The 12,461-nt window shown below is 40.4% G+C and carries 6 protein-coding genes; 5 read left to right on the top strand and 1 reads right to left on the bottom strand.

Annotated elements, in window-relative coordinates; all coding sequences use genetic code 11:
• Positions 1 to 555: 555 nt before the first annotated feature.
• From ACT3QR_RS01380 to ACT3QR_RS01360, 5 genes are all read left to right on the top strand, one after another.
• Positions 556 to 2,244 (top strand): hypothetical protein, encoded by a 1,689-nt coding sequence (locus tag ACT3QR_RS01380; RefSeq protein ID WP_444519600.1) that lies wholly within the window; start codon positions 556 to 558, stop codon positions 2,242 to 2,244.
• A gap of 264 nt (positions 2,245 to 2,508) precedes the next feature.
• On the top strand, positions 2,509 to 2,973 hold the full coding sequence (locus tag ACT3QR_RS01375) for a hypothetical protein (protein ID WP_444519599.1): 465 nt from the start codon (positions 2,509 to 2,511) through the stop codon (positions 2,971 to 2,973).
• Between the two features lie 79 nt (positions 2,974 to 3,052).
• Complete coding sequence (locus ACT3QR_RS01370; RefSeq protein WP_444519598.1) at positions 3,053 to 5,203, top strand: beta strand repeat-containing protein; 2,151 nt, start codon at positions 3,053 to 3,055, stop codon at positions 5,201 to 5,203.
• Between the two features lie 131 nt (positions 5,204 to 5,334).
• Positions 5,335 to 10,653: an SdrD B-like domain-containing protein gene (locus ACT3QR_RS01365; RefSeq protein ID WP_444519597.1), complete on the top strand. Its 5,319-nt coding sequence runs from the start codon at positions 5,335 to 5,337 to the stop codon at positions 10,651 to 10,653.
• Positions 10,654 to 10,799: 146 nt separating this feature from the next.
• Entirely contained in the window at positions 10,800 to 11,576 is a 777-nt protein-coding gene (locus tag ACT3QR_RS01360; protein WP_444519596.1) for a hypothetical protein, read from the top strand.
• Positions 11,577 to 11,691: 115 nt separating this feature from the next.
• On the opposite strand, the gene ACT3QR_RS01355 is transcribed toward ACT3QR_RS01360, so the two are convergent.
• Positions 11,692 to 12,384, bottom strand: a complete 693-nt coding sequence (locus tag ACT3QR_RS01355) for a TetR/AcrR family transcriptional regulator (RefSeq protein ID WP_444519595.1) — start codon at positions 12,382 to 12,384, stop codon at positions 11,692 to 11,694.
• Positions 12,385 to 12,461 lie beyond the last annotated feature (77 nt).

Raw genomic sequence — 12,461 nt, 5'->3', positions numbered from 1 at the left:
CTTGTTAATCCTTTTATAACAGTCACACCTACCTAATGGCAGGGCTTCGTTTAATAATACGTGATGAGAGATTGGTTTACCTATGACATCCTTGCTACGTCTAAGCATTCCGTTGTTTTATGCGATGACATACAGCTCGATTATAAAAATAGTATTACTTCGTGTCAGCCAGTGCATCAAATCAACACACTTTCTAAACAATCCATAATGTTATAACTATCCGTTTAATCATTGATTGATTATGACATTTCATTATAAGTGTTTACAGCCCAGTTGTTTATGGCTGTAGAGAAATGAAAAAATAACAAGTATTTTTTAAATAAATAATGATTATTTTTTTAAAAATGACGATAGTAGACACCTGTTCCTTTACATGAGAGATAGTTGCTTGTAATTAAATGACTAGCTTATGCTCTCTGTCGTATTAAATCGACCATTGGTAACTTTGAACTGGATTTAAGATAAATTACTTATTAGTATCTCATACTGATATATTTGTATAAATATAGTTAGCTACCGTATTAATTGGGCAACTTTGATTCCTAGGAAGGTGACATGTATAAAGCTAAAAAAATCCCCAACGTCATGAATGCTTTTTCATTCAGTAAATATCAAACTCAAATACTGAGTTTAACAGGCTTTATAATACTGTCATCGTTAAGCGCCTCATCTCATGCGCTTGCAACGAATCCTGGCGCTGTCTGTTCTTCTGACTTTTCTCAAAGCAGCTTAACTAATGCTGATTATTCAAGCTTGGCATCTGCAGGCAATAACTATGTCACTGTTGCAGGCAATGCAGTAGGTAGTATTCCCTTACAGATTAGGATGACTACATCAGAGACTAATGGTCCTCCTACTAATGGTAGCTTTAATGCAGCAACCATAGGAAGTAATAGCGCATTTAATATTATTCGTGATTGGCCATCTGTAAACTCTGTTACCTCTGTCAATTTAGATTTTCGTAATAGCATTACAGAACAACCAATATTTTTGACTAATGTCGCGCTTAGTGCTTTTGATATTGACTACGCTAATAATGCCAATAATTCTTTTGATGACTATGTTTTATTTACAGGAGTTACTGCAAGTGGTAGCACCATAGATGGAGCTTTTCAATCAGTACAAGCGTCAGGATCAAATATCCGTGCGTTCAGAGATGCTAGGCCAAACACTACGGGGATTGGGCTATATACTGTTAATACTAATACTAGTACCGAATGCCCAGGTATTAACCTAGATACAGCGTGCCAAGGTTCTGTACAATTTTCAGAGCCCGTTAGTTCGGTTAAAATTCGTTACTCGAATGCCAACTATCGTACCAGTTACAACAACTCAACTAATCAGCAAATATTCTTCAGACTAGACAATTACTGCTATGTTCCTCAATACATATTCTCTGGTACAGTATTTGACGATAATGGTGGCATTCCTGCAAGCAGCGCTAACAAAGATAATGCAGATATCACTTCTTCTAGTAGTGTCTATACTAATAAACCTAAATTTTTTAATGGTATATATGATCCTACCGCACCCGAAGCTGGTATCGCAGGTAGTACAGTACGCCTAGCCAATTGTTCTAGTACATCTACGACTTATCCGACACAATCTGTTATTAGAGAAAAGGCTCCTATCGGCGAGTATCAAATTAGTATTCCTAAAACGACACTAGCTAATAATACAAACCTTTGCTTGGTAGAGAGTCGTACTGGCAGTACCTATCCTATTCGCACCAGTAACGAAAGTAGAAATGTAGGTTTTTCTGCAACAAAATATAATTATCCGAATAATGACTTTGGCAGGGTAATTGCAGAAAATGCAGCGTTAGTACTTAGAAAATCTCAATATGTGAATAATTGCCCATCAACAATCAACTACACTGCGACTGCTCTAAACACTACTGACAATTCAGATCCTACAAAAGGCTTTAGCGAAAGTAGTATCAATGGCAACCTCATACCTGGACAATGTATTGCCTATAGAATTACTGCTACTAACCGCTCTAACCTAAGTATAAACGATTTTACAATGCAAGATAAATTACAAGAAAAAGGGAAAGAAAATGCTGTCGTAAGTTCATTTTTAACATTACCAATTTCTACTACTAACGATTCTGATTACGCTGCAAATAGCGTAAAAATAGGTGATAACGGTATAGTTCGTACTAAGCCTCTTGTTTTACCTGCGAGATCTAAGCGTGATTTTTATTTCAATACAAGATACGGAACTATTACGAACTCTCAATAGCAGTTATTTCTTGCAACTCTAAATTAAGACTGATTTTTCTAACCTAATAAAAGCCCTGTCTAACCAGACAGGGCTTTTACCGTTTATATACGTCAAAATACCAGTTGTCGTTTTTATGATGAATAATTGTATTAATTACGTGACAATAAGAAAAAGAGGGAGAAACGTTAGCTGTGAGTACAGCTAATACTATATTACAAGCCACTCCATCGTAATATTTATATTGGTTATCATCGATAACCTTGATCTAAAAAAGGATTATATATGAAGCGTTTTAAACTTTTACACAATGCTCTATTAGCAGTTTTAGCATCTACTTGTTTACTAAACGTCGCTCATGCCGAAGATGCTCTAAAAATGGAGTTAACGTCTAATCAAGTCGTAAAAAACTCGGAAGGTAAAACGACTTACACACCAGTACGTACTGCACCCGCAGGTACAGTAATCCAATATAAAGCAACTTACACCAATACCATCAATAAAGATATTAATGACCTGATGGTAACTCTGCCTATTCCTACTAATATGACATTCACTGGTGAGTCAGCTCCTACAAGTGCACAAGCCAGCACGGATGGTAAAAACTACGCTGATATGCCATTAATGCGCAAGGTAGACGGTAAAATGGTCAAGGTTCCATATTCTGAATACCGTACGTTACGTTGGAATATTAAGCTACTACCAGCCAAGAAGTCTGCAGCCGTTGCTCTTAATACCACTGTTAATTAGTTCAGTAGCTATTAAGCCTCAACTCTTTCAAAACTCTACTTTTTAATCTAAGTCCTTATCATCTCTTTTGGAGCATTACATGAAATCAAATACTTTTAACTATAGTGTGCTTGCTGTCGGTGTTGCGGCTGTTATGGGTCTATCTACTGGCGCGAATGCTGCGACCCCTACTGGCGGCACTTCAGGCTCTTTCAATGTTACTAACAAAGCGACAGCTTCTTATAAAGTTGCAGGTAGTGATGCCTCACAGACTGCAGAGTCAAACGTAGTTACAGTAAATGTTACTGAAACAGGGTCATTTTCTCTAGTTTCAACCGTAGTGGATGATAAAAAAGATGATGATTTTGGTAAAGACCGTCCTATCAACGCACAAGCAAACTCAACAGTAGACTTCACTCATACACTAACTAACGGTGGTAACGTTAACGACACTTATAAAATAACGCTTGCTAATGCAGTTGGTGATAACTTTGATTACAACCTTAGTAATAGTGTCATAAAGTATCAAAAGGTTAATGCTGCTGGTACTAACGTTGGTAATGAAATCACTATTGCTAATAATGAATCAATTGCATTAGCGCCAGGTGAAAAAGCTCTAATCACAATTACTGCTCAATCTGACACTAAGCGTGTTGCTGATGCTAACGGTATCCTTACGGTTACTGCTGAAAGTACTTATTTAAAGTCTAAGCCTGCAAACACTGCTTCTACTACTTATACAGCTGTCAACACTGATAACGCATTAACGAAGACACCTATCTATGCGATTACCAAGTCAGCTACGACCAACCTTGGTAACAAAAACTTTGACTTAAATAATACCAGTGCTTTTGTTGACTACACTATTACTGTCAAAAACGAAGGTAATCTCGACGGTACTGCAATTAGCATCTCAGATGATCTACCATCAGGTTTGGTAGCGATAGCATCAGGAGAAACAAGCTATGAAGCGCCTACTGTTGCAACATCTAACGGTAGTGCGGCTGGTACGGCTGTTCTTTCAAACAGTAACAAAACAGTCACTGTAGCTGGTCAAGACATCAAAGTAGGCGAAACTATTACGGTTACTTTCCGTGCGAAAAAGGCAACTGATGCAACAACTAATAGCTTATTTACTAACTATGCAGTTGTTAGAGACAATACTAATAGTGATGTAAACGCTAATACTCCTGATATCATTGATAGATCTGATGATGGTGTGACGCCGGGTGGTCTAACAGATAGCACTTATGAAAATACAGCTACGCCTACAATAGGTAAAGATGACAATACGAACGCAACCGTGACAACGACTAATCAGACTCGTGCTATTGCCATTACTCCGGGTGTAAACAAAGAAGTGGCTTTAATCACTCCTGCAACTAATAACAAGGCTGCTAATACTTATACTTATACCATCACAAACAACGGTACTGATATCACAGAAGCAGCAGGAACAGGGGACAACGATAGTGCTGTCAAACTGTCTATAAAACCGACTGCAACTAAAAACAATGGCATTATCGATGATCCTAATATCAGTATCGCACGTGTATACGTAGATGCTAATAACAATGGTGTATTTGATACCGGTGAAACTGAACTTGTCGGTGTGAATGGTATTTACGAATTGAACGCTGCTACTCCTTTCGTAACAGGCAGTACTACCACTCGTAAAGGTCTGGCTCCTGGCGAAAGCGTCAAAATTGGTGTGCAAGTTGCCACATCAGGCGAAGGCAGCAATGATCCAAACTCGTCAACAGATAACGTAAACAACATAGGCGATTTTGAGACTCTAACTATCATTGTACAGCCTAAAGGTCCAGTTAACGGTACTGCTGCGCCTACTAGTACAGGCGACAACCCGTTGTCTACAACGTCTACTACGACTATGCAAGGTGTCAATCTAGCAAAATATCAAATAGTAGATAGTTGTAGTGCAAGTCCTGCTTTTAACTCGGCTGCATGGGTAACTGGAAATCTAACAGCAAGTGCTGCTCAATGTATCTTCTATAAATTAGAAGCTAAAAACACTTTTACTGATAGCACTAGAATTATTAATAATCTTGTCGTATCAGATACTCTAGCATCTACACTAACTTATCAAGCCAATAGTTTTTCAGCTTCTCCGACGGCAACTGACCAGTCACTTGGCCAGACAATACAGGTTACTTTTGCAACAGTAAATGCTGGTGCCACCGCTAACGTTGTATTCTCTGCAAAACCTTCACAAACTGGTACTAATCAATAAATAATTTAATCAATCTATGAATAGTAAATGCTATTCATAGAAAAACCCTCTAGTTTGACCTAATCGATTTTGATTAGCCAAGCTAGAGAGGTACTACCCTATTTTTCTATATTTTATTGGATAAGCGACATATGACTCTATCTATCATGACACCGTCTAATCGTACCACGTTGCATACAGCGAAGATCTCTGCGCTGACGGCTGCAATGTTGCTTATGCAATCAAATATGGCTTTTGCTGCGCCAAATACTCTTGTACAAACTATCAATAACATTGCTAACGTAGGTTATGATGTTGAGTCTCTCAAACAAAACGGCGTTTCAAATCAGGTAGAAGCCAAAGTATCAGATCTACCTGAATACGGTATCAGCTTGACTCAGCAAGCTCTACTTACGGTCATGCCAAATACACAAGTAAGCTGGGTCAACGTACTGAGCAATACGAGCTATAGTGATCAAACTGTCGAGTTAACACTTGCCATATCGCCAACTGTTTCTAATCTAACAGTCTATCAAGACCTTAATAACAATGGTGAAGTGGATTCAGAAGACAGACAAATCATGCTCGATAACCTGAGCGCTCAGATCAAGATTGGTCAGAGTGAAAGTATTCAGCTTATCGTACAAGCTCTATCAGATGCCAACGGTGCAGATGGCGATACCGCCGATGTAAAGATTGGTGCTATCATACTAGAAGACCCATCAATAGCAGCTGTTGAGGCAATTGATAGACTGGTTATTGTTGAGCCTGAAATCAACTTTACCACGCCTCAGTTTGACGGTACCAAAACCACCTCACAAATCGGCGATAACATCTATATAGATGCAAGCTATGCGCAATGTAATGTACAATCTGACAAGCCTGATCAAGTATGGATTACTGTTAAGTCTCCTGCAACAGGTGATACTTATTCTCTCAAAGGAATCGAAACCGGTAATAACACTGGTAAGTATCGTCTAACTGCACCGACACAAAACAACGCCAATGCTATTAATGACAAGTTTATTCAAACACTCGCCAATGATACTTTGACTGCCAGTTTAGAAGCGTGTATCGATCCTTCCGTTGGTACGGATGCTGATCAGCTACCAAGTAATAGCGATTTTACTGTACGTATTGATGATTTAAACACTCAAGTTAACATCATCGACGATAGTGCAAGCTTGGTTGTCACTAAAGAAAGCGATGTCAAGAGTGCAGAGCTTGGTGATTATGTTAGCTATACTATTAATATCACTAACAACGGTAACGCTACTGCTTACGACGTACAGCTAAAAGATGCATTACCACGTGGTTTTGATTACGTGGATGGTAGTGTGAGTGTTAGTCCAACAACGAATGTCGATATCAACCAAGCACAGACTACTGAGTTTAGATCTGATGGTAAATATCAGGTATTAGACTTGGGTATTATGGCCACTGGCGAAAGTAAAAAAATCACTTACCGCGTACTTCTAGGTGCCTCAGCACTAGGCGGCGATGGTATCAACCGCGCAACGGCCATTGCTAAAAACGACCAAGGTCAAAGCGTTGGTTCAAGAGAAGCACAGTGGAAGATTGATGTAGAACGCGGTGTGATGAATACTGATGGTATTATCATTGGTAAGGTTTATCATGATATCAACCGCGATGGCATCCAACAAAAAGAAGACGGCGAGCTTGGTGTTGCTGGTGTCCGTATCTATATGGAAAACGGTAATTTCGTTGTGACTGACCCTGAAGGTAAGTATAACTTCTATGGTATCAGCGCCAAAACACACGTACTGAAAGTCGACCGTACTACCATTCCTAGAGAAACAGAGCTAGTAACCCAAAGCAATCGCAATGCAGGTGACGCTGGCAGCCGTTTTGTTGATTTGAAATATGGCGAACTGCACCGTGCAGATTTTGCAATAGTTGCCGGTATGGCGGATAGTACTGAGCGTCTGAACGCGGAGCTAATCGCTCGTAGTAAATCAGTGAGTGCTAAAAACGATACCCTTGAGCAGGCTATCAAGACTGAGCTGACCCTTGAGCCAGATTATGACACTGACAATACTGATAATGTTGATGCGAGCGGCTGTAACATCAATGGTGATTTAGATCTTGGCAACAACTGTGACTCTGCTATCGTCAATGATATGGTAAATCCAGCAGATAACCGTGTTGATATGGCGGTTACCACTGTTGCACAGCCTGTAGAGAAAGAGCTCGAAGAGTACTTAAAGGAAGTAGCTAATAACGATGTTGCCTTTATTAACCTCAGTGAAGGCCAACAGCTTAGCACCTACAAACAAATAGTGCAGGTACAAGCACCACTTGGCTCTTTATTCACTCTATATGCCAATGGCAAAGCAGTATCAGAACAACAGATCGGTAAAACAGCCGAGCAAGAAAAACAAAATGTCACCGCTTTTGATTATTACGCTGTCGACTTGCAGCGTGGCAATAACACCTTACGTGGTGTCGCCAAAGATATAAATGGCAAGATCATTTCTGAACAAACCATTAAAGTATTAACACCAGATAGCTTGCAAGCTATTGACTATCGTACTCAGGCACAGTTAGTGCCAGCCGATGGTATTAGTGAGTACCAAGTCGTTATCAGCCTAAAAGATCGTGATGGCCGTCCGTATGTGGCATCAACGCCGATTACTATCGATACCAATATCGGTCGAGTTAACCTAAAAGATGGCAGTAAAGATCAAGCTGGTACTCAAGTCATCGTATCTGGTGGCGAGCTGTTAATACCTGTGACAGCGCCAAGTGCACCAGGTAAAGGTGAGCTAGTCATTGACACTGGTAGCAGCAAGCAAGTGATTCCGTTACAGTTCACAGCGCAATTACGTCCACTTATCGCTGTTGGTATTGTAGAAGGTGCTATCTCCCTAAAAGACTTCGATGGTGGCAGTATTACAGATGCTCAAGGGGCATTTGAGCAAGAGTTAAATGATTTTGCTGGTAATGACGACTACACAGCATCTGGTCGTGCTGCGATGTTCCTTAAAGGAAAAGTACGCGGCGATTATCTATTGACCCTTGCTTACGATAGCGATAAGAAAGGCGATCGATTGTTCCGTGATATCGATCCTGGCGAATACTATCCTGTATACGGTGATTCATCAGCCAAAGGCTTCGATGCACAGTCTACCAGCAAGCTTTATGTGCGCCTTGACAAAGGTCGCTCGTTTGCCATGTATGGTGACCTAAAAACACAGATTGATAACGATGAAGGTATCAAGCTTGGTCAATACAATCGTACTTTAACGGGTCTAAAAACCCAGTATGAAGACAGCAATACTCGTATTACTGCTTTCTTGGCGGAGACCAGTACTAGCCAGCGTGTTAATGAAACTCGTGGCCTAGGTATTTCAGGTCCATATCCATTGGCTGAAAACTTTGATGCGGTATTAGAAAACTCTGAAACCGTTGAAGTTATTACTCGTGACGCCAATAACCCTGGGCTTATTATCAATCGTGAGACGCTTACTCGCTTTACTGATTATGAGATTGACCCTATCAGCCGTAGCTTATTTTTGACTTCACCAATTGCTAGCCAAGACATTGAAGGCAACCCTATCTACATTCGCGTGACAGTAGAAGTTGATGAGGGCGGTGAAGAGTATTTGGTTGGTGGTATCGCTGCCAAACAACAGCTGACCAACAAAGTCGCTATTGGCGGTAGTTACATCAACAGTGACGACCCACTTAATAAAGAAGAGCTTGCTAGCGTCAATAGTGTTATTAAATTCAATGACCAGCTAAAATTGGTCGCCGAATACGCGATGAATAAAGCTGAAGACCCAAACTTTCAATCAAGCAATCAGATCAACACTACAGAGTTGGATGATAGCAATGTTGAAGGCAATGCACTGCGTCTTGAGATTGATTTTGACAATAAGAAAAACACGCGCGCCAAAGCTTATTATAATGATGCTGACGAAGGCTTTGTCACTGGTGCATCACCGCTCACGGCTGGACGTAGCGAATCTGGTATAGAAGTTACTCATAAGTTAGATAATAAGAAAACCGCGCTGAAGCTAGAAGGTGTACGCACAGAAGATCATACAACAGAAGCAACTATCGAGGGTATCCAAGCAAGTATAGAGCAGCGTTTGAGTGAAAACATTGTTGGCGAAATCGGTGTTCGTTATTACAAACAAGATGCGACTGCAGCTTCACGTAATACTCAAGCAGCAACAGATGTACTAGATATTACAGACGACACTCTCTTCAATGATGACATTATCAATCAATCAGCATTGAGTAGTGTTAGTAGCGCTGAAGAAGACATTGAAGGTACGACAGTTCGTGCTCGTATCACCTCTCGTCTGCCTAAGCTAAATAATAGCTTGGTATTTGCAGAGTATGAGCAAGATATCGAAAACAGCTCACGTAATGCAACCTCTATCGGTGGTGAAACAGCGCTCGGAGAATTGGGTCGACTATACGCACGTCATGATTTAATCAATAGCCTATCTGGTACTTATGGTCTTGATGATACGGATGAGCGTCAACGTACCGTATTTGGTTTTGATGCGAATTACATGAAAGACGGTAAAGTATATAGCGAATACCGCATGAGCGATGCCATTAGCGCTCGCGAAGCTGAAGCAGCGATTGGTCTAAAGAATAAATGGTATGTGCAAGAAGGCCTAACTTTAAATACCTTGTTTGAGCGTGTTGAGTCTCTTGAAGGTGAAGAAAACAACACTGCAACAGCTATCGGTGTAGGCGTTGAATATCTTGCTAAAGAGGACTACAAAACCTCAGGTCGCATCGAAAAACGTTGGGGCGAAACAAGTGATAGCTTACTTGGTAGTGCTGGTATTGCCTATCGCTATACTGATGAGGTTACTTTCTTAGCAAAAGATATCTACTCACGCACTGACTATAGTGATGGTGCTCGTACTATCAATCGTTTTCAGCTAGGTGCTGCTTATCGTGATTACGATAGTAACCAACTAGACATGCTTGCAAAGCTTGAATACAATTTGGATGATAATAATACTGGTGATGATGCATATCAAAAAGACACCATTGTATGGTCTTGGAATGGCAACTATCACCCTACACGTCCATTAACATTGTCTAGCCGTTATGCTGGTAAGTACACAGAATATGAAGCAGATGGCCTAACCAGTGACAATACGGCTCATGCTATCTATGGCCGCGGTCTTTATGACATCAGTGAGCGCTGGGATATCGGTTTGCAAGCCGGTACGTACTGGAACGATCAGGCGAATGACTTGACTTATATGCTTGGTGCAGAAGTGGGTTATAGCCCAATGACCAACCTTTGGTTATCACTTGGTTATAACTTCATGGGCTTTGAAGATGAAGATATTGCTTATGACGATAGCACTCAGCAAGGCGCTTACTTTAGATTGCGCTTTAAGTTCGATGAAGACTTATTCAAACGTGAAGATCCACGTAAGAACCAGCGTCTAAGCAGAAACTCTGCATTGTAATTGAATGATACTATCGCAAGTACAACCTCATGACAGTATGACGATTGTCTTATAATTAATTGGTCCATCATGCAATAAAAAATTAAGTCAGCCCTAGTAATGGTAAATAATACCAATATTTATTACCTAAACATAAGGTTTACACCATGTTTGATTCAGCCATCAAAGCAGCACATATCAAGCGCTCATTATGCGTTACATTGCCAGCCTTGTTTTCGTTAACCTTCATGCAGCCTGCTATAGCTGAGAGTGAGTCCATTCAAATAGCCAATTCTACTAGCATGGCTGAATACTGCCGCGATGATAGTCAGGCACAAGCACACTCCTATAGATATCAAAGCGAACAACAGCGCCTGTTAAATTGTATAGTAGCGCAGTTAAAGCCCTATCAACAAAAAGACAAGACAGCAGCTCAACAATATTTTGCCTATAAAGCGCAAGCATGGTTGAACTATGCCATTCATCAAGACAGTATGAATAGCCGTTCATCTGCTGGTCAAGTGGCGCTAGAGATGGCAGAGCCTATATTGCAAGCGCTAGATGGTGATACGGTAAAAGACTTGAGCTTGCATCAGGATATCCCTACTACCTCTGCCTTAATGCGCCCTGATCTGTGGGCAACTCTAAGTGCATTAAAAGACGATGATGGCATAAAATCAGCACCGCGCGAGATGGCATTTAGTGAAGTGGCTTTGATTTGGGCAGCCACCAATCAATGCGCGCGCGGCTGGCGTGAATCTAGTATGCATTTTCGCATGGCAGACCGTTGGCTTGAGCAGGCCCGCGAAGCTTATGTCAATACAAATGACTCACAGACCAATGTAGCATTAGAGAAGTCAATAGCCAACTACTATAAGCAGTACGCACCTTTAGATGCGAGCGACGATATTTGCCGTGGGCAGGTTTTGACATCTAACCGTTAGGTTATGGTTGTTTTACTAGAAGTATACATCTCTATTATTTCCAATCGTATGCTAAAAATTAGACACGAAAAAGCCGACATATTCGTCGGCTTTTTTATGTCTAAAGTAAGCTAAATTAGCGGTTTTTACGTGGTAATTTTTCTGGTAGATAACAACGTAAATAAGCGATAAACGCTGTATTTGCTTCTTGGATATACTCTTCAGTGATACTCTGATGACGGCGATACGACAACGTGAATATAGCATTTACGATGCTATAAGCAATCAGCAAAGTATCTTGGATATCATGAAAGTTTGGCATCTCATAACGCTCTGACAAACGCTTATACACGACATTAACGATTTGATGATCCATATCTTCACCAAAGCTATCACCTTCAAAATCAGGTGTATTGGTATCATAAATAAGCTTGGCTTTGGTTTTGTCGTTATGAAATATCGTAATACAATGATCGATAAGCGCCGTTAGATACCCTTGCCATCTGTCATAGTTGCCAATATCGACCGTTTCTACCATCTCTAATATTTCAATTGCATTCAAAAAACGCAATGCTAAAAATATTGCTTCGATATTAGGGAAAAAATGGTAAGCAGAAGCTCTTGGTATGCCTGCTTCTTCACACACAGCGGCTAACGTTATATCGTTAATAGCATGTGTTTCGCTCAATTTTTTGGCACCAGCCAATAGTTTTTGACGACGTGCACGACCTTGCTGGCTAGTAAACTTAAACTTATTAGGTACAAGCTTCTTTGCCAACTCCGAATCTACCAGCACATCTTCAATCTTTTCGTCTTTATTATCACTCATTGTGAATCTCTTAAATGTTGCGCCCTATTTTATAAATATAATCTTCATTGAATAGTACCTACCCTCAAATGAAGGAC

Origin of the sequence: Psychrobacter sp. AOP7-B1-25, from assembly GCF_052376195.1 — a bacterium.
Lineage (GTDB): Bacteria > Pseudomonadota > Gammaproteobacteria > Pseudomonadales > Moraxellaceae > Psychrobacter.
Note: the sequence above shows the minus strand (reverse complement) of the source record. Positions and strands in the feature narration are given on the sequence as shown.